Source organism: Agarivorans sp. 1_MG-2023 (assembly GCF_030548385.1).
Taxonomy (GTDB): domain Bacteria; phylum Pseudomonadota; class Gammaproteobacteria; order Enterobacterales; family Celerinatantimonadaceae; genus Agarivorans.
The window spans coordinates 1-23,943 of record NZ_JAUOSJ010000016.1; the positions used below are offsets into that span (position 1 = coordinate 1).

Consider the following 23,943-nt stretch of genomic DNA (forward strand, 5'->3'; position numbering starts at 1 on the left):
CAGCGCCGCTTGCCGTGTCAGTGGAGTCGCATTATAGGGATCCGCGATTTTGGTGCAAGCGTTTTTTGAAGAAAATCGTAATAAAATTGAGGTTCCTAAACAGCCCCCAACTAAGCCACACCTTACCCACAAACTTATCCACAAAAATGACGTTTTGAGCCCTATCAAACCTATGAATTAAAAGTAATTGTGTCTTTTAGCAAATTTCTGAAAGAGAAATTGTACATTTTCTAGCTTATCGATAAAAAGCTGGCTAACATGATGTCGCAATTTTGTTAAAAAGTTGCTTTCCATTATTCCGAATACATTGAGCATTGAATTTATTATGAAAAATTCCAGTTTATCCATTGTCATTTTAGTAGCAGTAGCTATAGCTGCATACTTTGTCGCTGGCGCTGTAGCATCTCTTGAGCCTATCTATCTGTCTGTTGCAGTAATAGTAGGTGGCGCCATCGTATTATTAAGCTCGGGTTCAGCCTCTAGCGAAGAGTCGAATTCAGATTCATCTGCTAGCGATTCAGCTGACACTATTGATACCCAAACACTATACGTAGGTAACTTGCCGTACCGTGCTAACGAGTCGGCGATTCGTAAGTTGTTTTCTGACTACGGGCAAGTTGTTTCCGTTCGCTTATTAAAAGACAAGCAAACCGGCAAACGCCGTGGGTTTGGTTTTGTTGAAATGGCAGCTGAAGACGCACCTAAAGCTGTAGAAGCATTAAACGAGCAAGAGTTTCAGCAACGCACCTTGAAGGTACGTGAAGCAAACGAACGTAAAGAGGCTTAAGTTAATAGCTGCAAACTATGTAGGCCATAGTGTTGTAGCTGCTTAAGTAAATCAGAATTAGCGGAATGCTCTGTGCAATATGCATGGGTTTCCGCTTTTTTTTGCATTAAATTCGGTTTACTAGCATCTATAAGTAGGCTTTGTACTCGCTTGGCTATAGCTGGGCCAGAATCGACAAGTTTAACTTTCTCTCCTAATACCTGTTGTAACTCTTCTTTTAATAGCGGGAAATGAGTACAGCCCAGCACAACGCAATCTAATGTCTTGATCGATAGCCACGGCTCTACAACGGCTTTAATAGCCTCTAGTGTAATTTGTTCGCCTGCCAGTTTTTGCTCAGCTAACTGCACCAATGATGTAGACCCTACCAGTTCTACTTGGCAATCTGCGGCAAAGTCATTAATCAATTGCGCGGTATAGCTCCGCTCTACCGTTCCCGGCGTGGCCAATAAGCCAAAATGCTTAGTTTGGCTTAGCTTAGCCGCTGACTTAATCGCAGGCACAACACCCACCACCGGAATAGTTAATGTTTCTCGTAAATAAGGAAGAGATAAAGTACTAGCAGAATTACAGGCAACGACGATGATATCGGGTTTAAGTTGATGAACAGCTAACTTTAGCAAGCTCAAGACTCGCTCCACGAGTTGATTGTCGGCTAACTCACCATAGGGGAAATAGAGATTATCGAATAGATAGCTATATTGCAGTTCTGGATTAAGTTGCTGAAGCTCTTCGAGAATAGACAGCCCGCCGACACCAGAATCAAAAACAAGAACATGCATTGTTGTACCAATAAGCCTCAATAGAAATCAGCCCTAGTGTAACCAATGCTAGGGCTGACGGCCATTGTTAAGCGTTTAGCTTAAAATTTGTAACTCGCACCCACTTCTACCGTGCGGCCAGGGGCTTGATAGTTTTGTGCTGTAGAATACGTTTGGTCGAATAAGTTACGTAGTTTGGCATCTAAACGCAGCCCATTTTGGAATTGGTAGTTAGCGCTAAGGTCCCATACCGAGTAGCTACCTAAGGTTTTTGTGTTAGCCGCATCTTCATAAGACTCACCACTCCATAGGAAATCGACAACCACTTGTAAGTCAGACCAATAAACATCTGCTTTATACTTCACTTGCTCTTCAGAGCGACGAATAAGGTTTTTATTGGTACTGCGGTCTTTTGGATCAAGGTATTCAACAATCACTCTATGGTTTACCCAAGCAGTAGAAAAGTCACCTTGAATTTCGATACCTTGAATACGCGCATCACTAACATTGTCTGGTGTCCAAAGAGGATGAGTCTCAGGTGGGCCGCTGTAGTCATTGTCACAACGAGCTACACAGCCCCAAGCAATGAGGTTTTCTACATCGTTACGGAACACATTAAATTGCCACTGGCTACGCAATAAATCTAAAGCAAAACCAAATTCAGTATTAGTAGAAGTTTCTGCCTTAATACTTGGGTTTTCAAGACCAGGATAATAAAGGTCGTTAAAAGTGGGCGCTCTAAACGCAGTACCATGTAAGGCGTTAAAACGCAGATCAGATTGAAGCTGCCATGCCCATCCTAAGTTATAGGTGGTATGGTCACCATAGTGCTCATTGTCATCATAACGAACGCTAGCTTCTAAGATATGCACTAAATAATCTGCTCGAGCACCAATATGCGCGGCTTTGTTGTCACGACTTTCCTGTTTATAGACACTCTTAGACCCGGAAATATCATCATTTTGGTAATCAAGACCACCTTGCAATAACCAGTTACTGTTAAGTTTATAGCCTAGCAACAAGTCAGCGCTATTGCGTTCTGTGGTGTAACGATCTGGGTTAGTATAGTTTTCGAGAGGTGCTGTATCAGACTGGTCTTTGTGGTAACTCAGCCCAAGTTCACTTGTCCATTGATTTGAAGCATAGTTAACACTCGCACCATATACTGTTTGCTTGTGCTTATTTAGTGTTTTCACACCTTGAATAAACTCTGATTCGCTATCATTGTGCAGGAAAAATACGCGACCACGCCAATCCTGATTAAATCGATGATCTAAGCTAAGCAACCCTCCAAAAGTTTCATAACCATAGCTTTCATCTAAATCGTCTTGTGGGCGAATATCATAGCCATTACTTCTATCGCGACTAAACACGATGTTATACTGAGTATCTTCATCTATCTGTCCGCTGGCTCTAGCAGCTACCTTTCCTGTTTCCTGAGAGCCTAAGCTGGCTTTAAGCCCGTGGAACTCGCTGCCAAACTCTGGGCGCGTAATGATGTTAATAACACCACCTACTGCGTCAGCACCATAAACAGAAGCGCGTGCTCCGCGCAAAATTTCAATTCGTTCGACAAACTCAAGAGGCAGCAAGCCTAACTGAGCACCACCTAAAGTTGCGGTGTTAATTCGTACACCATCAATAAGGTACAACGATTGCGAAGAACCCGAACCACGAATAAATACGCTTTCACTATGGCCTTTACCACCATTACGGCTAACACTAATACCTACTTGCTGGCTGAGTACATCCACAATGTCTTGGGCGCCACTGCTTTCTATTTCACTGCGAGTTACCACCGTGAGGGGGGCAATAACGCTAGCCGCAGTTTGCTCCATACGGTTAGCGGTAACTACCATGGTGGCTTGTTGTTCTTGAGCAGCCTCTTGAGGGGTTTCTTGGGCATAGCCAAAAGCTGGCGCAACTGCAGCCAGTAATATGAACTTCTTCATCGATGTATCCTAATCGTCGCGTAGTACTTTGCTATTGTAAGCATGTGCGATGTGGCAGGTATTCGGACTTAGAGGCAGGTTACATGTACTACGGCTACGACTTCCCGCTTGGCTAAACAAGCAGTGTCTGGTGATCCTTGGAAAGGGCCAATCCTTGAGCTTTCGTTCCTCTTTACCGCTGCGCGTCAGTTCTGGAGTTTCACCAGATTCCCTATTAAGCCTAAGTTTCGCTTACTTAAGCACCACAGCGGGCGAGATTATAAGCCAGCATTAATGTGATTAATAGCACAAAATGGCTGGCTTTTTCTCTACATGAAATTAACTAATATTGGCGTTTTCGTTCGCTTGATTAGGCGAAGTGTTATTAAACATCGCCAAAGCCTCAGCCATTCTGTCGGCGAAACCTTTAAAGCGTTCTATATCAGCTTGTTTGTCATTCTCTTCACTTGGGCTAGACACCGGTAAAATACCAGCAAGTAAGGTTTCTGTTGTAGACTCAGGCTGAGCAAACAACGCGCTCACTTTAGCTTGAATATCTTGCCAAGAACTTAAGAACTGGCTGAGATCGGGCACTAAATCGGAGCCACCAGCCGCTTTGTCATCGGCCTGCTGATAAGCTTGGCTCACCGCGACACTTTGTTGCTGCTGAAAGTTAACCGCAAACCCCACTAGCTGCTGCTCATCAAAGCCAATCGTTAGCGCTTGATCAAAAGCCTTATCTAAGTCGCCAGAGAAGAACTGCTGACCTACTTCGTCGACTTGCTTAATTAGATCGGCTATCGCTGCCAGTTCATCTTCATTTAAATCACCTTCAACAGAGAAGCTAAATTGCTGCTGAGACGCAAATGATGCCTGATAGGACGAACCACCTTCGCTATAACTTGCTGCTAATTGCGAGCCGTAACTAATAGTGACCTTATCGCCTTCCGCTGTTTCTAACTGCATGCTGGCAGATTGTGAACTAGACATTGCTAATTGGCTGGCAATAGGTGCTGATTGAATCTCGTAATCACCCTCTTCTATTTTTTCTAGGCCGTCTTGAATCAAGTCGTAACTTTTATCGATGCCTTTCTCGAGCTCTTCGTTAAGGATCCCCGCATCACTTAGCTCTTCTCGAGCGCCTTCAAAGCCAATATCTACACCTTTACGGGCTTGAGCCATCATCTCGGCCAATTTATCTTCCGACATCCCAGATTGCTTTGCGCTATATAAAGAGCTGGCAACAAAGTTAAGTACATTTCTCGCCACTTCTTCGGCATCAAACACACTCACTTGCTGCGGCTTAGGTAAGCTAACGCCGCCCGTGGCCATCGACAAAGTGTGTTTTTCTATTGAACTCAACAATACATGGCTGGCTACAGCACCTTGTTGATTTAGGCTTGCCTTGTCGTCGGCGAGATTATTCCTTTTCTCGATCGCCGGCGCAGACTGTTGCAATAAGCGCTCGGCATATTGCTGCACGGGTGTTTTACCCAAGCCATTTAGTTCGTTCATAAAGCCTCCATGGATTTACCCTAGTCACAGCTTATCGGCGACCAAATTTAAAACTTTAGAAATTTTATCACTATTATTGTAGATAAACTGGACAAGCAAGCCACGCGCCTTTAAATTGCGCTCCTTGCTAGAACACAGGAGCGGCCATGAGCGCTATCGCATACTACCCAGAACAGTACCAAGAACTCTTGGCCGAGAAAGTCGCTAAACGTCGCGAACAATTTGCCGAGTTTTCTCCACCCGAGCCAAGTGTGTTCGCATCTCCGACTATACACTATCGTATGCGCGCCGAGTTTCGCGTATGGCACGAGGGCGACGACCTCTATTACATTATGTTTGATCAAAAGACCAAGCAGAAGTTTAGAGTAGACACTTTTCCACCAGCGAGTGAAATCATCAATCAGCTGATGCCTTTATTAGTTGAAAAGCTAAAAAGCAACACGCTATTGCGCCACAAGTTGTTTCAGGTAGATTTTCTGTCAACCTTGAGCGGCGAGGCGATCGTAAGTCTGCTTTACCATAAGCCCATTGATGAAAGCTGGCGCACAGCAGCAGAACAGCTTAAAGCCGAACTTAGCCAACAGTTTTCGATTCAGCTAATTGGCCGCTCACGCAAACAAAAAATGTGCTTAAGCGATGATCGTGTAGATGAAGTGCTTCGCGTGAATGGCGAAGAGATTGTTTATCAACAAATAGAAAATAGCTTCACCCAACCTAATGCAGTAGTGAATCAGCACATGCTAGATTGGGCGCAAAACACCACTCGCGCTAGCCAAGGTGACTTGCTGGAGCTGTATTGCGGCAACGGTAACTTCTCACTGGCGCTGGCTAAAAACTTTAATCGAGTACTGGCCACCGAAATCGCCAAACCCTCGGTGCAGGCTGCGCAATACAATATAAAAGTGAATCAAATCGATAACGTGAAAATTTTACGTTTGTCTGCAGAAGAATTTACCCAAGCGATGTTGGGTGAGCGAGAGTTTCGCCGCTTACAAGAAGCCGATGTGGATTTAAGTAGTTATCAATGCGATACCATTTTGGTTGACCCACCACGTGCCGGACTAGACGACGCTACGTTAGGCATGGTGCAAGCTTACGACAACATTGTGTACATTTCTTGTAACCCTAATACCTTGTACAACAACCTTAGTGAACTCAGTAAAACTCACCAGATTAGCCATTGGGCTTTGTTCGATCAGTTCCCTTATACCGACCACATAGAGGTTGGCGTTTACTTACAACGCCGCTAAACCCAGCCAACAGCAGCGATTAATGCATCTTAATCGCTGTTGCTTTATATACTGAAAAAGCCAACTCCCTCCGCTTATCCCACAGTAAAAAGGTTCATTTAAGTAAGGATTGCTTATGCACCCTTGCCCTTTTGCTACTCTGCTCACTATATTCAGCTTTTTTTGCTTAGCGACAGAACCTGCGAGTACACCCTATATTGGAGTGCCAAAGCAGAAGATAGATTGGGTAGTTTGAGCCATGCACAACAAGACCACCGGGGCCTCGAAGGAAGAAATACTTGGTTCGCGGGAATAATGCCGATTAGTACATTGGTAACCAACAAAGCGCCGATAAATTAGCTAAACAGCCAGCAGCTATGCAAGCGCGTTAAAACGGTTGCTGCTCCACTGCCTTATCAATAGGTGAAGGCTTGGTAGCCACCAACGGCAAAGTACCAGAGATTTGGGTTGTGAACGGGTTTACCCTATGCTCATAAGGCAGGCTATACTGATTACAAAGCAACTGGTAGCCTTACCTACAACAAACCAATAAAGCCAAGCAATCAAAACTAGACTAACGCTTAAAACCGCCGAGTTTGAACATTAACCACAAGCCAATAAACAGGCAAATCAGCAACAACACTAAGTTACTACCTATGTCTGGAAACTGCGCCCGTAGCATAGCCGAATAGCCTAATGCACCTAACAAAAAGGCCGCGACTCCCATCAGCGGAGAGTCTTCGCTAAGATCTTTTTCCATATAAAGCTGATAAAGCTGCATTATTGACAGCACAAAGGCAATAATCGGAAATACTGAAAACGTCAATTCCGGTACTGTGAGTAAAGCCAGACTAGCGTTACCACACAAACCTGCGATAAACGCTAATAACAATAGCCACTTTTTTACCTTCATATATACCTCTTAGCTTAATGCTTGAGTACGATTATATAACGCGGCACCTTTAGCCACTATACGCAACTGCTTAACCGTTTTGTCTGCCAACACTTGCCTATCGAACTCGGCAAGATCTAAAGCCGATGCCCCGGCATTGAAGACTAAAATCACCATCGCTTCGGCTTGCATCTGGGCATCATCTCGCGGGCACTTATATTGGTGCTCTAAATAATCGGTAAGTTCCGCGATAAAATGGGCAATCTCTCGTGCTACTGCAGCTCTAAACGCTGGTGAAGTTCCAGAGCGCTCTCGCAGCAACAGTCGAAAAATATTGGGATTGTTATAAACAAACTCCATAAAAGTATCTACCGAGGTTCCAATAACGCTCCCCCCAGTGGCAATAATGCGCTGCCGTGCTTGGCGCATAAGTTGTCGCAGAGTTAAGCCCCCTTCATCAACTAAGGTTAGGCCTAATTCTTCCATATCGGAAAAATGGCGATAAAAAGACGTCGGTGCAATTCCTGCTTCTCTTGCCACCTCGCGTAAGCTCAGACTCGATAAACTGCGCTCAGCACTTAGTTGGCTAAACGCAGCATCAATAATTGATCTACGGGTTTTTTCTTTTTGCTGCGCTCTAACGCCACTCATAGTTATCCCTTTATTTTTACCGCACCATCATACCGCGAGCTGAATAAAACCCAAATCGAAGATTAGCTTTAACTTAAAACCAAGCTTTTAACCACAAAATGATACAACTCAGGAATTTTTCACTGAAAAGCATTTCATAAAAAAACAATAATCTCAATAAAACCAAAGATGCGAGCTAGGTCAATATTCCATCAACCTGAAAACGATACCAAGTATCCAGCCTTGCTGCGCTGTGATTAACTCAATCTATATAAGACGTACCTAGCAAGGATGAATAATGAATTGGTCGAAAAGCGCCATCTCAATGGCAGTAGTATTCGGTTTAAGCGCTTGTGGCGGCGGTGGTAGTGACGGCGGTGGCACACCTTCTGTTCCAGATTATGAATACCAAGCATACGCCTGTGATGCTGCTATTTATGAAAAAGCCAAAGAACTACGTATATACCAAGTAATGACCGAAGCATTTATCGATGGTGATTCTAGCCACGACTATAATGACGGTTACGGCACGAGCCACCACAAAGGTGACTTACAAGGTATTATTGATTCTCTAGATTACATTCAAGGCCTTGGCATGAACGCCGTTTGGATGACACCTATCTTTGATTCTCAAGGTGATTCGAAACTAGATGCTACCGGCTACTTCACACGCAACTACTTCGCCATTGATCCAAATTTTGGCACCATGGAACAAGCGCGCACTTTAGTTGATGAAGCTCACGCTCGTGGCATGTACGTGATATTTGATGGCGTATTTGGTCATCACAAAGGCAACGTTACACCTTCTCCGAACGGTTTAACTCCGTCAGGAAGCGACAACCCGGTGAGCTACCCGGGTACTGATAACGACACTTTAGAGTTTTATAAAGAAGTGGCGTCTTATTGGATCACCGAACTGGGCATTGACGGTTGGCGTTTAGACCAAGCGTATCAAGTTCCGGTTGGTGCTTGGGGTGAGATCCGTAAAACAGTGGAAGATGCTTCTAAAGCGAAAACTTACACTATGAATGGCGAAACCGTTAATCCTATGGGCTATCTAGTAGCCGAAATTTGGAGAGGTGAATCAGAGATTGCAGAGCAAGCTTATGGTACTGCCGAGCAACCGGGCTTATGTTCAGCATTTGACTTCCCAGGTCGTTACCGCATTGTTCAGTCATATGCTGTTGAAGAGAGTGGCAGCAATAACCATAGCGCGGGCAACTTAGCCAGTGTGTTTAGTACTCACTCAGCCTACCCTGACCACGCTGTTCCTAATGGTTTTATCTCTAACCATGACTTAGTTCGCCTTGGTGACTTACAACAACGTGGCAATATTGCTGAGCCTGATCAAGCTGAATATTGGTTACGCCATAAAGCCGCTAATGCCTTCTTGGCAGCTTACTCTGGGCCAATTACTTTCTACTATGGTGAAGAAATTGGTGATGAAGTTCCTGGCTTTGCCGATCAAGAAGACAACTCTACTTGTGCAGCAGCAGGTTTATGTGATGACCACGTCGCTCGTAACAGCGGCAAAGTAGAAGGTTTGCCAACCGGCGATCGCACCAACAATGAACTGTTTAGTGCTAATGCTAATCAAGCAGACCTTCGCGATTACATTGCCAAACTGATGCAAATTCGTTCTGAGCACGCGGCCTTATACAAAGGTGAACGCACGGCCATTGTGACCGACGAAGCGACTAGTGTTTACTTTGACCATAAACAATCAGGTGATAATGTCGCGCTATACCTTGCAAACACTAGCACCACACCAAAAACAATTACCGTAAGTGACACTCAAATTGGTAGTAATGGAGACTTACGCGACCTTATTACTGAAGACGTGATTGCTCAGGCATCAGGTCAATATGAAATTACTCTTGGTTCTTTAGAGTCACGCTTCTTCCAAGTTATTGACCCATCTCCAGAAGGCCCTGATACAGGTGGAATCATTGGTGAAGGTGAACTAGCCGATTGTACACTACCTAATTCAAGTGAAACTGGACCAATTGGCGAAGACGTTTTTGCCCGCGGTTCTCACAATGGTTGGGCTGCCGTTGATACTCACAAGCTGAGTTACAAAGGTAACAACCTATACCAACTAGTATTTGATGAACCAAGTGAGACTGCCTTTGGTTTCAAATACGCGGTAGCGGAATGGAGTGACGACAGTACTAAGCGATTCGAAGTTTCTACGCCGACTCAAACGGTTGTGTTAGGAACCACGCTTCCAGTATCGCGCATTGAAGGTTCAGGAAAAGAAATGAATGTGACTATTCCTGAGGCTGGAAAATACGTTTATAGCCTGAAACTTGACAATGCAGAACCAGAATCAGCCTCGGGTACGATGATGGTTAGCAAATGTGAGTAAAAGATAGGGAAGTGGCCCTTAGGGCCATTTCTTACTGTAAGAAAGGTTTTCTAGCAACCCTTAAAACTAGACTGAAGGTTTGCCTTCAAACGTTTGTAAACACCCTTAATATCCTGTTTGGCCTCTTAAGTTTTAAGAGGCCTTTTTTTGTTCTCAGCTCATTAACTGACACAGGTTCACAAGGTCGGCTTGTATTGCTCCAGCCGTCACTTCTCGACCAGCGCCAGGGCCTTGGATAACGAGTTGATTTTGCTTATACCACTGGCTTTCAATGGCAAATACGTTGTCGCAGGGTTTTAAATTTGCGAAAGGGTGCTGAGCATCTATTGCCGCTAAGCCTACTTCTGCTTGGCCTTTAGCATCTACTTTAGCTAAAAAGCGAATCACTTTTCCTTGACGCTTAGCATCGTTAAACGCTTGCAACATTGGCTCATCTAACTCAGACATGGCATCTAGAAAGGCCTCTAGGTCTAAATGAGCTAAATCCTCGGGCACCAAAGACTCTAGGCTAATATCGCTCAACTCCAACTCCAAACCGGCTTCGCGCGCTAAAATCAGAAGCTTTCGTTGTACGTCTTTACCCGATAAATCCTCTCTAGGATCAGGCTCTGTTAAGCCTTGATTAAGCGCATCCGCTAGCAATTCAGAAAATGCTAAGGAACCATCGTACTGTTGGAAGAGCCAGCTTAAGGTGCCAGAAAATATCCCCGATATAGACTCAATATTGTCACCGGCTTGGCGTAACTGTTGAATGCTAGATTGCACCGGCAAACCCGCACCAACGGTGGCATTACTTAACCAGTGGCAAGAGTGATCGGCAAAGGCCTTTGTCAGAGCCGCATAGTTTGCTTGTTCGCTAGCCCCAGCATGTTTATTCGCAGTGATAAGATGAAAACCTCGGCGCGCGAACTCTTGATAATATGCACTGAGCGCTTCGCTAGCGGTAATATCTACCACCACTAGCTCGTCATAGGGATGACGACTCAGCTTATCGAACAGTTCAGGCCAAATTAGCGGCACATCGGCCTCAATACTTAAAACCTCGTCAGCATGTAAACCTGCAAAATCTAAATGACCAGCTTGGCTAGAAAATACTCCAGCTAAGCTCAATTCCAATCCGTATTGTTGTTGCAACTGTGATTGTTGTTTGGCAAATAAACTCAGCCATTGGCTACCAATATTGCCCTTACCAAACACAACCAGGCCTAGCTTGGTTTTTTGTTTAAACAGATTAGTGTGTAACTCTTTAAGCAAAGGCTCTAAGGTAATTTTTCTTACCACGGCACATAGGCTGAGCTTGTCGGCACTTGAATGAATAAACTCAAGCGGTTGCTCAGCTAGCTGTTGGAAAAACTGATAGCACTGTTGCGGGTTATCACATACTCCAGCTCCAACCAACGCAACCAAACAGAATCCTTCGCTGCGCTCAACTTGTTTAAGCTGAAACTGCTCGGCTAATTGGTCAATTCTGCTCAAGGCTTCATCAACCAGCTCACGGGTATATGCCATTCGCAAAGAACCCGTTTCACTATGTTTGTGGCGAGTCGCCGGCGCTAAATGGCTTTTTGCTAAGGCTTCCAGTAGCGCAGTGGCATTGTTTGAAAAATCTTGGCTGAAAGTAAGCTCAAGTAATACGATGTCGTCTACAGAAGTGACAATTTTCGCAGTATTGTTCTTAATGCCTTTGCGATGAATCAGAGTTTGCCCATCATTCGGCGCATAACTGCAGCGCAAACTCACTTTTTGCTTAGATCGCGCAAGTGGCTCTAGGGTGCGCGCGTGTAATACTGAGCTACCAATACGCGATAACTCAGCCGCCTCTTTTAGGGCTAAATTTTCGAGCAAGTGAGCATTTTTCACCAAGCGTGGGTCAGCGCTGTAAATGCCAGCAACGTCGCTCCAAATCGTGGTTGATATTGCGTCGGCTAAAGCGGCTAATTCAGTGGCAGAATAATCACTGCCATTACGCCCTAAGGTGACGGTTCGGCCTTGGCTATCACTACAGATAAAGCCGGTAACCACCACTCGGCATGCAGGTTTCGCCGCCAAGCATTTAGCTAACAATGGTGTACTTTGGCTAACATCTACTTGCGGCTGCGCCGATAGCTCGGCCTTGAAAAACTCGCGAGAGTCTAACCATTCGGCTTGGCAATCACTTTCGCTAAGTAAAGCCGCTAATAGGCGAGCAGACCAGCGCTCACCAAACGACAAAACCTCATTGGTATTAAAGGTGTCTAACTCTCCCTCTAAAATACTGGCAATGTAACGGTGCTCAGTGTCTAAGGCTTGAACGAGCGATTGCGCGGTAAGCTTGCTAAGCAACTCATTGGCTAACTTACCCTGAAACTCAATCAACGCTTGTAGCGCTTCAGCAGTGGCGTCGTCAGCTTGCTGAGCCAATTCAATAATGTTGATTAAGCGATTGGTGGTTTTACCTGCGGCAGATACCACAATCAAATCTTGGGCTTGCGAATGCTGGGCAACAATATTGGCTACGCGTTTAAAACATCCTGCGTCAGCCAAGCTGCTACCACCAAATTTGTGAACATGTCTATTTACCGACACCGAATACCTCTCTACAACTTTTAGCCCGCTTAAAGCGAGGCAAAGGCCTGTTGTAAGTCATTAACTAAATCTTGGGCGTCTTCTAAACCCACCGATACCCGTAATAGCTGGTTAGAAATTCCCGCTTCCGCTAAGGCTTCAGCCGACATCGCGGCGTGAGTCATGGTAGCAGGGTGAGCAATTAGACTCTCTACCCCACCTAAAGATTCCGCCAAAGAGAACAATTGTAGGTTTTTAAGAAACTTAACCATTTGGCTTTCTTCAAGTTCCAGCTCAAAACTCAACATAGCACCAAAACCGCGTTGCTGACTTTGCGCCAGCGCATGCCCTGGGTGCTCTGGTAATCCAGGATAATAGATGTTGCCCACAACCCCTTGCTGCTGCAAACAAGCCACAATGGCTTGAGCATTTTCTTGATGCACATTCATTCTGGCTTTTAGTGTGCGCAAACCACGCAAAGTAAGGTAAGAATCAAAGGCCGAACCAGTTAACCCTAAACAGTTAGCCCACCATGCCAGTTGCTCAGCAAGTTCTTCGGTGGCCGCAACCACCATACCCGCCACTACGTCAGAATGGCCATTAATATATTTAGTGGCCGAATGCACCACAATGTCGGCACCTAATAAAATCGGGGTCTGCAAAGCCGGTGAAAGGAAGGTGTTATCCACTACCACTAAAGCACCAGCGGCATGTGCTTGTTCGGCAATAGTTTTAATATCAACAATGCGTAATAGTGGATTACTGGGGGTTTCTAACCACACTATTTTAGGCTTTTTAGCCAATAACTCGGTCAATAGTGTTTGGTCATTTTGATCAACAAAAGCCACATCAAAGGCATTTTTCTTAGCAAGACTGTCGAATAAACGGTAACTGCCGCCGTAACAATCATGAGGTGCTACCAACAAATCACCGGGCTCAAGCAAAGCGGTAACCAAATTAACTGCCGACATTCCGGTGTTAGTAATCACCGCACCCGCGCCATGCTCTAAGTTGGCGATAGCCTCAGCCAAAATATGACGGGTTGGATTACCAGAGCGGCTGTAATCAAACTGACGCTTCTGATTAAAATCAGCAAAGCTATAATTGCTAGACAAATAAATAGGCGGCACTACTGCGCCGTGTTGGCTGTCACTTTCTATACCGCTGCGCACTGCTATAGTGGCAGCTTGAAGATCTTTTAAAGACATTTGCTGATCTACTCCCTCAATTCATCCTGCCACTTTACCACCAGCAAAAAAGACGTCAACACTTCTAGACGTCTAAATGTCTTTGCTGTTGGATTGCTAAGTCGCATTTCCCCCGTTACAATAGGGTCTCTTTGGTTTGGTGTGTATTGTAGTATGTCGACAGAATGGAACGGTGAGTGGATCAGCCCTTACGCTGAACACGGTAAAAAAAGCGAACAAGTTAAAAAAATCACAGTATCAATTCCGCTTAAGGTATTAAAGATACTCACTGACGAGCGTACCCGCAGACAAATTAATAACCTGCGCCACGCCACCAATAGCGAACTACTTTGCGAGGCTTTCCTTCATGCCTATACGGGTCAACCGTTGCCTGATGACGCCGACTTACAAAAAGATAAGCCGGACCCGGCCTTAGAAAAAGCGGCGCAAGCCGAGATAGATAAAGAAGATTAATATTTTTAGGAAGCCGCTCATTGAGCGGTTTTTTTCTTTGTTTATATTCTCAACCCTGACACTTTAACGTTTCTCTCATCCTAAATAGACCCAAACTTGTTGCTTCTCACTAAAAATAGCTCCCTGATAACAAGGAGTATTAACAAGTAAACTGCGATAACAAACCACCGCCTTAATCTAAGTCATTTGCTTAATTAAAACTGCAATCAAACTTGAGCCTTATCGGTCTGTACTCAGGCACTTATCTTTATTTAAGGAAAAAGAATGACCTCTTCATCTCAAACTCCATTAGCAAAAAGCCTTTCTATTGGCTTATTCTGCTTAAGGTTAAGTATTGGCTTGGTGTTCACCATGTGGGCACTTGATAAAGTATTGGTTCCAGAACACGCGATAAAAGTATTCTCTGGTTTCTACGGTTTGAATTTATCCAGTAACGTACTTATTGGTTTAGGGCTTGCGCAATTGGCGTTCATTGCTGCCTTTGTATTGGGTTTATGGAGAAACGTTACCTATTTAGCCATATTAGTACTGCATGCCGCCTCTACATTCTCTTCTTTCGCGAAGTATTTAGACCCATTCAACAATCTACTATTTTTCGCTGCATGGCCAATGCTCGCCGCCTGTCTAGCGCTTTACTTGTTGCGTGATTATGATACTTGGACATTAGCTAAAGCCAACAATCACAACTTAAGTAACCCAACTTGAGTTGATGCCAGCAACGGATAATTTCAGGCACCAATAGAAAGTGTTCAACCAACCTTATGGTGCATGCATGTTCATAAACAAAAAAGCCTGCTTAGTGCAGGCTTTTTATTGCTTGTTAAGGCTTAGCTTTCACGAACAATTGGGTGGTGGAAGCAACGGAATGAACCGCCCTGCCAGTTAATCGCATCAAAAGGTACTTCAATTACTTGGTGACCTTTAGCTCGCACTTCAGTAGAAATATGCTTCAGACTATCAGGCATCATTACTGTTTGGTCATTAATGACCAAGGCATTGGCCGCTAAATGTAACTTAGCATCTTCTGCACTAACGTTAATAAAATCCCAACCTTTAAGTACATCAGGGATACCATCTAAAAACGCATCTTTCACTATCATCGCTAGGCCTGGGCGCAAAGTACACAATACACAGTCTAAGTGAACAAACTTGCTATCTAGCTTAACTTCAATTACCTCATACTCTTCACCGAGGTAGCGCTGCAACCACTCAATGCCCGCGGTATTGCTCGCGTTGCCACTGTTACCCACAAGAATGGTTTTTCCCAATACAAAGGTATCGCCACCTTCTAAGAAAGGTCCTGGGCCGAAACCATTGTCATCAACAATAATCGGTGACTCTGGCATTGATACAATTTTTGCATTGCTGTTGTTTAGTCGCTCACCTAAGGTGCGACGGATAGCAAAGCGGTCACGACGTCGGCCAGGGTCAAACATATTGGTTTCGATAAAGTGATTACCAATAACCACTACAGCATCGCGCATGTAAGTATAAGATTGATAAGAGTCTATTTGGTTTTTTAGAAACTCATGTTCATCTTGTGTTTGCTCAGCAACCTGGTGAACTTTCACGCCATTTTCTTCTAGTACGCTAATTACGTTATTGATTTGTGTTACTTGCTTCTGGTGAAGCTCTGGAAACACTTCTTCAATAGAGCGGCCTTGAAGTTCATCATAAACAGCAAGGGCTTTATCGTTCAGCCAACTTCTCATGTAAGCTGGTAACTCTTTAGGCATGTAAACAAATGGACGACCTACAAGCACTTCTTTTAGCGTGCCCCACTCGTGGTTTACTTCTACTTTGTTGCTAGTAGCCTGTTGGTTAAGAGTATCTGAGTTATTCGTTGATTTAGCTAAAGTTGCATTATTCATAATGATGTTTCCTGTAATTAAATTTTTATGGCTTATGGCACTAGCCGTTTGTTTATTTTCCTGTTGTAGACGTTTCCCTTTAACGCAAGGTGACTAGATTCCTGGTCTGCATTTGCGTTGTTGGGTGTATTAAACCAAAATTTAATTAATGGGTTAAATCAGTTACTGTAAGTTTTTTTAACACATTAGAACTGTAAAAAGATGAACGGAATTAATATGACGTTAAAGACACAGATAAGGCACTTTGCTTCAGTACGACGTTGTTATTGCAGTGGTGAGCAGCATAATTAGCTACATCATCTTAGAGAGTTTAATGAGTAGAGCGAATAAAAATGCCTTGGCGCATAACTCAAAAGAGAAAACTCCTGGCGTTGATTAGCTGAAGGTGAAGCAAGTAGCCGTTATTTGTAAAGCGCTAAGTATTGTATTGATTGGCTGTGGGTTAGAAAGTAATACTCAGCTTTCTCTAATACCAGCTGACAGCACTGCTTTGAGTAAGGTGTTTGACTCATCAGGTGACAATAGAGATCTCTGGTCACATACTGACGCTGCGCAACGGGTATAGAAGACGATTCAAAGAGACATAGTCGTTGCCGTGAGCTTTATTCCAAATACAAAAAAGCCTGCTAAGAGCAGGCTTTATAATCACGTGTTAAGGCTTAGCTTTCACGAACAATTGGGTGATGCCAACATCTGAAAGAACCGCCCTGCCAGTTAATTGCGTCAAAAGGTACTTCAATCACTTCGTGGCCTGTCGCTCTAATCTCAGACGTAATATGTTGCAGAGTATCCAGCATCACTACGGTTTTATCGTCAATAACCAAAGCGTTAGCCGCTAAATGTACTTCTGCATCTTCGGCGCTCACATGTACAAACTGCCAACCTTTTAGTACTTCTGGTATGCCATCTAAGAATGCTTCTTCAACAATCATCGCTAGACCAGGGCGCAGAGTACACAATACACAGTCTAGGTGAACAAAGTTACTATCTAGTCTTACTTCAATAACATCATACTCTTCACCTAAGTAGCGCTGTAACCACTCTATGCCTTCTTTGTTGCTAGCGTTTCCAGTATTACCCACAAGAATGGTTTTACCCAACACAAAAGTATCGCCACCTTCGAGAAATGCTCCGGGGCCAAAGCCGCTTTCATCCATCATTACTGCAGGTTCTGGCATGGCCACAATTTTTGCATTGCTGTTTTTAATGCGCTCACCAATGGTACGGCGCACGGCAAAGCGGTCACGGCGTCGGCCTGGGTCAAACATATTGGTTTCAATAAAGTGGTTACCAATGACTATCATGCTGTCACGCATATAGTTAAGCGATTGGTACGAGTCTACCTGATTGGTAATAAAGGCTTTTTCGTGCTCAAGTAGGCTCTCTACTACGTGCACTTTTACGCCGCGTTCTTGCAAAATTTGAATAACGTTGTTGGTTTGCTCTACCTGCTTTTGAAACAATTCTGGATAAACCTCTTCCAGTGTTTTGCCGTCCATTTTTGCGTATACCTTTAGCGCATCATCACTTAAAAAATCAGTTAGATACTTAGGTAGCTCTTTAGGCATGTACATGTAAGGGCGACCAACAATGACTTCTTTTAAAGCCCCCCACTCGTGATTCACTTCTACTTTATTGCTAGTCGCATTGTTAGTAATAGCATCTGAGTTGTTGGTGGTTTTAGCTAAAGTTACGTTACTCATAATCATTTTTCCTGTCATTAAATTTTGGTTATTTCATGGCATTTGCCAGTGGTTTATTTTCCTGTTGTAGACATTTCCCTTTAACGCAAAGTGACTCTATTTCTGCTTGGTCTGTTGCGTTGATGGATGTATTAAACCAAAATTTTATTAATAGATTAAATCAGTACCTGACAGTTTTTTTTACACATTGAAAATCTCACTATTCCCTTAACTTGGCGGGTTAACACTAAAGTGGATTTAATAGGAAATACCGCGCGAAGCGATAAGAACGCAGCGCAGAGTTGAGCAAACCAATCTTAGGTTCAAGCAGCTAAACCTTTGTATTACGTATTACCTTTCTGTTTTTGAGTAAGAATGAAGGATTTAATGTATATTAATTTTACACTTAGTCGATATTGGTAGGGTTTGAGCGTGTTTTCCATTGAACAAGTAACAGTATTAGTGGCTTCCGCCGATTTGGGCTCATTCTCCGCAGCCGCGCGTAGCATGGGGAAAAGCCATAGTGCGGTGAGCATTGCCATTAACAATTTAGAAGATGACTTAGGGGTTCAGTTATTCGATCGTAGCACTAAGTTTCCCACCCTAACCGAAGACGGTTTGCGCTTTTATAATCAATCTCAGCTACTTTTACGCCAAGTTGAACGCATGCAAGCTGCCGCGCAAAGTTCAATTGATCAAGTTGAACAATTGATTCGAATTGGCCTAGGTGAGCTAGTGCCCTTTGCTATGGTTGAAACCGTGCTAGAGAAAACCGCAAGCAAGTTTCCCCATACACGCTTAAGCGTGGTACGTAACGAGCATGCTACTCTAGTCGACATGCTAGAAAACAAAGAGCTAAATTTAGTGGTAGCCGGTTGCTCTCAAGGTACTACACGATCCGTTGACTTCTTTTCTATCGCCGAGTTGCCACTCGCCTTTATATGCTCGCCAGATTCACCCTTAGCCGACTTGCCAATAGTAGACAATGAAACACTACTATCCTCTCGACAGCTCATGTGCACCAGTATGCTAAATAATCCTTCATTGAGAAACTATGGCAGTGTGTCACCTGATACCTGGCAGATAACCAATCAAGAAGATATGCTGAAGTTGGTAGAGCAAGGCATAGGTTGGGCTGGTGTACCAAAAGTGCTTGCAGAAGAACGCGCAGCAATGGGCACCTTGAAGATCTTCAAGCCTGAATTTAGCCACACTGAACAAAGTATTTTAATCGACTTACTTGCCGCCCCCGCAAGCCAACGCGGGCCGGTGGAAACCTTTTTGATCGAAAGCCTGCAAGCAATTGAAGTGTAAGATGAATGAGAAAAGCTGATTTGGGGCACATTCTAGACCGTAGGCTTTGGCCTCTTTAGTGTTCCATAGCCCATTAAACCTATCCAAGTATTTAGACACAAAAAAAGCGCCCTTAGGCGCTTTTTTATTACTGTAGAGCGTAAATAAGACTGGCTTATTTTTTGCCCAATACAGCGAATTTCTTGTTGAAACGATCAACACGACCACCAGTATCAACGTTACGTTGCTTACCAGTGTAGAACGGGTGACATTTGTCACATACGTCTAGGAACATAGTACCAGTGCGAGTAGATTTAGTTTCGATTACGTTACCGCAAGAACAAGTAGCAGTAAGTACTTCGTAAGTTGGATGGATATCAGTTTTCATGGATTACCTCAATACTTGGGCCGTATCGCCATCTGGTCGTCACAATTGACACCAAACACCATACGAAAGCAACTCTATCAGAGCCTATAAATTTTCAGGTGGCGGATCATATAAGAAGCCAACACGCTTAGCAAGCAACATATAACAATAAGCGTTTAAAAAATCACCTCACGTGCCATTTGCCCCTTTGCACACTCTGCCAGTAGAATGAGACAGGTTTTTTCCTAGAGTTCATTCATTAGTGTCCATAGTTCGTGTTGCCTTAGCCATTCCGCTGCGTCGCCTATTTGATTACAGCGTACCTGATGGTACTCCTTTGCCAGTGATTGGTAGTCGCGTAAAGGTACCCTTTGGTAAAGGTGAAAAAGTAGGTTTGGTGATTGAACACCCAAGCGACAGCGACATCGCAGAAGACAAACTCAAGGCTTTTACTGAATCGCTCGACCAACAAGCACTATTGCCAGAAAGCCTATTTAAGTTACTGAATTGGGCCAGCTCTTATTATCATCACAGCTTAGGCGACGTGATTAGCCAAGCGCTTCCGGCACTGCTGCGTAAGGGTGACCCCGCCAAACCTAAAAGCGTGATTGCTTGGCAGCTGACAGACCAGGGTAAACAAGCCGATTTAAGTAGCTTTAGCCGCGCGCCAAAACAAGGCGTAGTGCTAGGCCATTTACAACAGCAGACCAATGGCCAACTAAGCGACGAGCAATGCAAGCAGCAAGAGCTTTCTCGCACCGCCTTAAAAGCGTTGCTGGATAAAGACCTGCTTAAGAAGATCGACATTAGCCCTGAAGTAAAAACGTGGTCAAAACACGACACCAATAAAAGCGCATCTTTACAGCTGAATTCAGAGCAAGCCATTGCAGTGGCGGCCATCAATCAAAGCATCGGCAGCTTTCAGGCCTTTTTGATTGAGGGCATTACTGGCTCGGGCAAAACCGAAGTTTACTTAAATGTGATTGCTGAAGTGCTGGCTAAAGGCAAACAAGCTTTAGTGTTGGTGCCGGAAATTGGCCTCACCCCGCAAACACTGGCCCGTTTTGCTGAACGTTTTAAAGTACCGGTATTTGCAATTCATTCAGGTTTGAACGACAACGAACGTTTAAGCGCTTGGTTAAAAGCCAAAAGCGGCGAAGCGGGAATTATTATTGGCACTCGTTCAGCCGTGTTCACGCCTATGGCAAATCCCGGTGTGATTATTATCGATGAAGAACACGACAGCTCTTTTAAACAGCAAGATAGTTTTCGCTACCACGCGCGTGATTTAGCAATCGTGCGCGCTCGCATGGAAAAAACGCCGATTGTTCTGGGTTCGGCCACGCCTTCATTAGAGAGTTTGCACAATGCCCTTAGTGGCCGTTATTCGCATTTAGAACTCAAACAGCGCGCTGGTAACGCCGCTTTGGCCGAACAAGAGCTATTAGACATTCGCCAGCAGCCGCTGTCATCGGGCTTGTCACCAGCACTGATTAAAGCCATGCGCATCGAGTTAAAAGCGGGTCGCCAAGTTATGCTGTTTCTTAACCGCCGTGGCTATGCACCAGCCCTGCTTTGCCATGAGTGTGGCCATGTGTGTGAATGTGATCGCTGTGAGGCTTATTTTACCTATCACCAGCAACCGCGACACTTAGCCTGTCACCACTGTGGTAGCCAAAAAGCTGTACCACAGCAATGTGAGAAGTGTGGTTCAACCAACTTAGTCACCACCGGTTTAGGCACCGAGCAATTACAAGAAGCCCTGCTGGAAATCTTCCCTGAATACAAAGTGGCGCGAATTGATCGTGACAGCACGCGCCGCAAAGGCAGCCTAGAGCAGCTGCTCGACGATATTCATAGCAACCAATATCAAATTCTTATTGGCACCCAAATGTTGGCGAAAGGTCATCACTTTCCTAACGTGACCTTGGTCGCGCTGCTAGACATTGACCACGCGCTGTTTTGCTCTGACTTTCGGGCTCCCGAGCGTTTAGCTCAGCTGTACGTGCAAGTAGCCGGGCGTGCTGGGCGAGCGAACCTGTTAGGTAAGGTGATGCTGCAATCACATCATCCTGAACATGAGTTACTGCAAGATCTTATCAACAATGGTTACCAACACTTTGCTCGCTTTGCCTTAAACGAGCGCAAAGATACCGAGCTGCCACCTTTTAGCTTTCAAGCATTATTTCGCTTTGAAGCCACCGACGGCAATGCCGTTAACGAACTAAGCCAACAGCTTTATCAGCTAGCTCAGCCATTGCAACAAGGCGATACGTGGGTATTTCCGCCCTCTCCTGCACCACAAGCTCGCCGAGCCGGTAAATACCGCATGCAGCTACTGGTGCAAGCAGAACAAAGACCTAACTTGCATCAGCTGGTGTATCGCTTATTACCACAACTAGAACGCTTAAAATTGAGCCGAAAAGTGCGTTGGTCGCTAGATATTGACCCCTACGACATGCAATAAATAAGCAGGTGTTTCACCAAGCGGCAAGGATCTATCTCGCAACCTGTAACAGCTAGGATTAGCGACTATTTCCCTTGATGTTGAAAACCAAGCTTAATTAGCCAAGATAAGAGATAGTTTTCATCACAAATTGTCGGTAAAATGCCCGCTTTGTACATTCTATTTACGCGAGATTGGTATCAACCTACATGAAAGAGCTTATTCAACAACTTCTGGAACAAACGGTCACAGCCCTGAAACAACAACAGGTGCTTCCTGAAGGATTCGAACCAAAGATCCAAGTAGACCGAACCAAAGATAAAGCTCATGGGGATTTAGCCACCAACCTTGCGCTAATGGCCGCCAAACCTGCTGGTAAAAACCCGCGTGAACTGGCTCAGCTAATCGTAGACAACCTGCCAGCATCTACATTGGTAGAAAAAACCAATATCGCTGGCCCTGGTTTCATTAACTTTTACCTAAATAACGATTGGTTAGCTTCGCAAGTTGAAGCCATGGCCACCTCTGCAACTGCCAACGTTAAGCCAGCCGAGCAAACCCAAACGATTGTGGTGGATTACTCTGCACCAAACGTAGCCAAAGAAATGCACGTAGGCCACCTACGTTCAACCATTATTGGCGACGCGGTTGTTCGCACTCTAGAGTTTTTAGGCCATAAAGTAGTACGCGCTAATCACATTGGTGATTGGGGGACACAATTTGGCATGCTTATCGCTAATCTTGAAGAAGTTGAAGCGCGCGGCACTGACGCTGGCGACATTGAGCTAGCCGATTTAGAAGTCTTCTATCGCGAGTCAAAAGCACGTTACGACAGCGACGAAGTGTTCGCCGAACGCGCCCGTAACTATGTGGTTAAACTGCAAAGTGGCGATGAATACTGCAATACCATGTGGCGCAAGTTAGTCGATGTAACCCTTAGCCATAACCAAGCGGTATACGATCGCTTAAACGTATCGTTAACTAAAAACGATGTGATGGGCGAAAGCATGTACAACCCTATGTTGAACGAAGTTGTTAGCGACCTTAAACAACAGGGATTAGCAGTAGAAGATAACGGCGCAACCGTGGTGTTCTTAGACGAGTACAAGAACAAAGATGGCGACCCTATGGGCGTTATTATTCAGAAGAAAGATGGCGGTTTCTTGTATACCACCACCGACATCGCCTGTGCCAAATACCGTTACCAAAACCTAAATGCCGATCGCGTATTGTACTTCATCGATTCACGTCAGCATCAGCATCTTATGCAAGCGTGGAACATTGTTCGTAAAGCGGGTTACGTGCCTGAAGAAGTACCTTTAGAGCACCATGCATTTGGCATGATGCTTGGCAAAGATGGTCGCCCATTCAAAACCCGTAGTGGTGGCACCGTTAAACTCGTCGATTTACTAGAAGAAGCTGAGCAACGCGCGCAAACTATTGTGGCCGAAAAATCACGCGATTTAGATGCCGAGCAACAAGTTGTGGCTGCTAAAGCAATTGCCATGGGCGCAGTAAAATACGCCGATCTATCAAAGAACCGTACTACCGATTACATCTTTGATTGGGAGAACATGCTGGCCTTTAACGGCAACACGGCTCCTTACTTGCAGTACGCCTACACCCGTATTCAATCAATTATTCGCCGCTCAGAGATTGACGTAGCTAACTTGCAACAAGCTATTAAGCTAGAGCAAGAAGCCGAAATCGCCTTGGCGCAAAAGCTCATTCAGTTTAGCGATGCAGTGCATAATGTGGCCAACAAAGGTATGCCACACATGATGTGTAACTACCTCTATGAGCTAGCCGGCGCATTCATGACCTTCTACGAAGCGTGCCCAATCCTTAAAGACGAAGTAGACAGCGACACTAAGTGCAGCCGTTTACGTTTAGCGGCACTTACCGCTAAGGTGCTTGACCAAGGCTTATCACTACTAGGAATTGACACCCTGGAACGCATGTAAGC

At 44.7% G+C, this 23,943-nt stretch carries 18 protein-coding genes and 1 riboswitch; of the genes, 8 read left to right on the plus strand and 10 right to left on the minus strand.

Annotated elements, in window-relative coordinates; translation table 11 throughout:
• Positions 1-325 precede the first annotated feature (325 nt).
• On the plus strand, positions 326-787 hold the full coding sequence (locus Q4592_RS19060; RefSeq protein ID WP_303516197.1) for an RNA-binding protein: 462 nt from the start codon (positions 326-328) through the stop codon (positions 785-787).
• Here Q4592_RS19060 and murI read toward each other — a convergent pair.
• From murI to Q4592_RS19075, 3 genes are all read right to left on the minus strand, one after another.
• Entirely contained in the window at positions 784-1,569 is a 786-nt protein-coding gene (gene murI, locus Q4592_RS19065; protein ID WP_303516198.1) for a glutamate racemase, read from the minus strand. The genes Q4592_RS19060 and murI overlap by 4 nt on opposite strands.
• An 80-nt stretch (positions 1,570-1,649) precedes the next feature.
• On the minus strand, positions 1,650-3,500 hold the full coding sequence (locus Q4592_RS19070; protein ID WP_303516202.1) for a TonB-dependent receptor: 1,851 nt from the start codon (positions 3,498-3,500) through the stop codon (positions 1,650-1,652).
• Positions 3,501-3,535: 35 nt separating this feature from the next.
• Positions 3,536-3,762, minus strand: a riboswitch (cobalamin riboswitch).
• A 56-nt stretch (positions 3,763-3,818) separates the two neighbouring features.
• Positions 3,819-4,994 carry a DUF5610 domain-containing protein gene (locus tag Q4592_RS19075; RefSeq protein ID WP_303516203.1) on the minus strand — a complete coding sequence of 392 codons (1,176 nt, stop codon included), beginning with the start codon at positions 4,992-4,994 and terminating at the stop codon, positions 3,819-3,821.
• Positions 4,995-5,140: 146 nt separating this feature from the next.
• Here Q4592_RS19075 and trmA point away from each other — a divergent pair, with 146 nt between their 5' ends.
• Positions 5,141-6,244: a tRNA (uridine(54)-C5)-methyltransferase TrmA gene (trmA, locus tag Q4592_RS19080; protein ID WP_303516205.1), complete on the plus strand. Its 1,104-nt coding sequence runs from the start codon at positions 5,141-5,143 to the stop codon at positions 6,242-6,244.
• A gap of 553 nt (positions 6,245-6,797) precedes the next feature.
• Here the strand turns inward: trmA and Q4592_RS19085 are convergent.
• Together Q4592_RS19085 and fabR are read right to left on the minus strand one after the other, a co-directional pair.
• The gene (locus Q4592_RS19085) at positions 6,798-7,136 is read right to left on the minus strand and encodes a DUF1422 family protein (RefSeq protein ID WP_137674775.1); all 339 of its coding nucleotides are present in this window, start codon (positions 7,134-7,136) and stop codon (positions 6,798-6,800) included.
• Positions 7,137-7,145: 9 nt separating this feature from the next.
• Positions 7,146-7,766: an HTH-type transcriptional repressor FabR gene (gene fabR / locus Q4592_RS19090; RefSeq protein ID WP_137674776.1), complete on the minus strand. Its 621-nt coding sequence runs from the start codon at positions 7,764-7,766 to the stop codon at positions 7,146-7,148.
• Positions 7,767-8,043: 277 nt separating this feature from the next.
• Here fabR and Q4592_RS19095 point away from each other — a divergent pair, with 277 nt between their 5' ends.
• Complete coding sequence (locus Q4592_RS19095) at positions 8,044-10,113, plus strand: alpha-amylase family glycosyl hydrolase (protein ID WP_303516207.1); 2,070 nt, start codon at positions 8,044-8,046, stop codon at positions 10,111-10,113.
• 153 nt (positions 10,114-10,266) lie between these two features.
• On the opposite strand, the gene metL is transcribed toward Q4592_RS19095, so the two are convergent.
• Positions 10,267-12,678: a bifunctional aspartate kinase/homoserine dehydrogenase II gene (gene metL, locus Q4592_RS19100; RefSeq protein ID WP_303516209.1), complete on the minus strand. Its 2,412-nt coding sequence runs from the start codon at positions 12,676-12,678 to the stop codon at positions 10,267-10,269.
• A gap of 29 nt (positions 12,679-12,707) precedes the next feature.
• Positions 12,708-13,865, minus strand: a complete 1,158-nt coding sequence (gene metB, locus Q4592_RS19105; protein WP_303516211.1) for a cystathionine gamma-synthase — start codon at positions 13,863-13,865, stop codon at positions 12,708-12,710.
• Between the two features lie 153 nt (positions 13,866-14,018).
• Between metB and metJ the strand changes: the two genes are divergently transcribed.
• Both metJ and Q4592_RS19115 read left to right on the plus strand, forming a co-directional pair.
• Positions 14,019-14,318 (plus strand): met regulon transcriptional regulator MetJ, encoded by a 300-nt coding sequence (gene metJ / locus Q4592_RS19110; RefSeq protein ID WP_303516212.1) that lies wholly within the window; start codon positions 14,019-14,021, stop codon positions 14,316-14,318.
• A 264-nt stretch (positions 14,319-14,582) separates the two neighbouring features.
• On the plus strand, positions 14,583-15,023 hold the full coding sequence (locus Q4592_RS19115; protein WP_303516213.1) for a hypothetical protein: 441 nt from the start codon (positions 14,583-14,585) through the stop codon (positions 15,021-15,023).
• 122 nt (positions 15,024-15,145) lie between these two features.
• Here the strand turns inward: Q4592_RS19115 and Q4592_RS19120 are convergent, their stop codons facing one another.
• Positions 15,146-16,189: a dimethylarginine dimethylaminohydrolase family protein gene (locus Q4592_RS19120; RefSeq protein ID WP_303516214.1), complete on the minus strand. Its 1,044-nt coding sequence runs from the start codon at positions 16,187-16,189 to the stop codon at positions 15,146-15,148.
• Between the two features lie 659 nt (positions 16,190-16,848).
• Positions 16,849-17,892 carry an arginine deiminase family protein gene (locus tag Q4592_RS19125; protein ID WP_303516216.1) on the minus strand — a complete coding sequence of 348 codons (1,044 nt, stop codon included), beginning with the start codon at positions 17,890-17,892 and terminating at the stop codon, positions 16,849-16,851.
• A 411-nt stretch (positions 17,893-18,303) separates the two neighbouring features.
• Here Q4592_RS19125 and Q4592_RS19130 point away from each other — a divergent pair, with 411 nt between their 5' ends.
• Positions 18,304-19,185 carry a LysR family transcriptional regulator gene (locus tag Q4592_RS19130; RefSeq protein WP_303516217.1) on the plus strand — a complete coding sequence of 294 codons (882 nt, stop codon included), beginning with the start codon at positions 18,304-18,306 and terminating at the stop codon, positions 19,183-19,185.
• Between the two features lie 154 nt (positions 19,186-19,339).
• Here the strand turns inward: Q4592_RS19130 and rpmE are convergent, their stop codons facing one another.
• Positions 19,340-19,552 carry a 50S ribosomal protein L31 gene (gene rpmE, locus Q4592_RS19135; RefSeq protein WP_248713801.1) on the minus strand — a complete coding sequence of 71 codons (213 nt, stop codon included), beginning with the start codon at positions 19,550-19,552 and terminating at the stop codon, positions 19,340-19,342.
• 241 nt (positions 19,553-19,793) lie between these two features.
• Between rpmE and priA the strand changes: the two genes are divergently transcribed.
• Both priA and argS read left to right on the plus strand, forming a co-directional pair.
• A complete protein-coding gene (gene priA / locus Q4592_RS19140) occupies positions 19,794-21,998 on the plus strand; it encodes a primosomal protein N' (protein WP_303516220.1) in 2,205 nt (734 codons plus the stop codon).
• A 188-nt stretch (positions 21,999-22,186) separates the two neighbouring features.
• A complete protein-coding gene (gene argS, locus Q4592_RS19145; protein WP_303516221.1) occupies positions 22,187-23,941 on the plus strand; it encodes an arginine--tRNA ligase in 1,755 nt (584 codons plus the stop codon).
• Positions 23,942-23,943: the final 2 nt, after the last annotated feature.

Coding starts and splice junctions, on each gene's coding strand:
- fabR (WP_137674776.1), bottom strand. CDS start 7,766: ATGAGTGGCGTTAGAGCGCAGCAAAAAGAAAAAACCCGTAGATCAATT.
- Q4592_RS19115 (WP_303516213.1), top strand. CDS start 14,583: ATGACCTCTTCATCTCAAACTCCATTAGCAAAAAGCCTTTCTATTGGC.
- Q4592_RS19060 (WP_303516197.1), top strand. CDS start 326: ATGAAAAATTCCAGTTTATCCATTGTCATTTTAGTAGCAGTAGCTATA.
- argS (WP_303516221.1), top strand. CDS start 22,187: ATGAAAGAGCTTATTCAACAACTTCTGGAACAAACGGTCACAGCCCTG.
- murI (WP_303516198.1), bottom strand. CDS start 1,569: ATGCATGTTCTTGTTTTTGATTCTGGTGTCGGCGGGCTGTCTATTCTC.
- Q4592_RS19070 (WP_303516202.1), bottom strand. CDS start 3,500: ATGAAGAAGTTCATATTACTGGCTGCAGTTGCGCCAGCTTTTGGCTAT.
- Q4592_RS19125 (WP_303516216.1), bottom strand. CDS start 17,892: ATGAGTAACGTAACTTTAGCTAAAACCACCAACAACTCAGATGCTATT.
- trmA (WP_303516205.1), top strand. CDS start 5,141: ATGAGCGCTATCGCATACTACCCAGAACAGTACCAAGAACTCTTGGCC.
- Q4592_RS19075 (WP_303516203.1), bottom strand. CDS start 4,994: ATGAACGAACTAAATGGCTTGGGTAAAACACCCGTGCAGCAATATGCC.
- rpmE (WP_248713801.1), bottom strand. CDS start 19,552: ATGAAAACTGATATCCATCCAACTTACGAAGTACTTACTGCTACTTGT.
- Q4592_RS19085 (WP_137674775.1), bottom strand. CDS start 7,136: ATGAAGGTAAAAAAGTGGCTATTGTTATTAGCGTTTATCGCAGGTTTG.
- Q4592_RS19095 (WP_303516207.1), top strand. CDS start 8,044: ATGAATTGGTCGAAAAGCGCCATCTCAATGGCAGTAGTATTCGGTTTA.
- metB (WP_303516211.1), bottom strand. CDS start 13,865: ATGTCTTTAAAAGATCTTCAAGCTGCCACTATAGCAGTGCGCAGCGGT.
- Q4592_RS19120 (WP_303516214.1), bottom strand. CDS start 16,189: ATGAATAATGCAACTTTAGCTAAATCAACGAATAACTCAGATACTCTT.
- metJ (WP_303516212.1), top strand. CDS start 14,019: ATGTCGACAGAATGGAACGGTGAGTGGATCAGCCCTTACGCTGAACAC.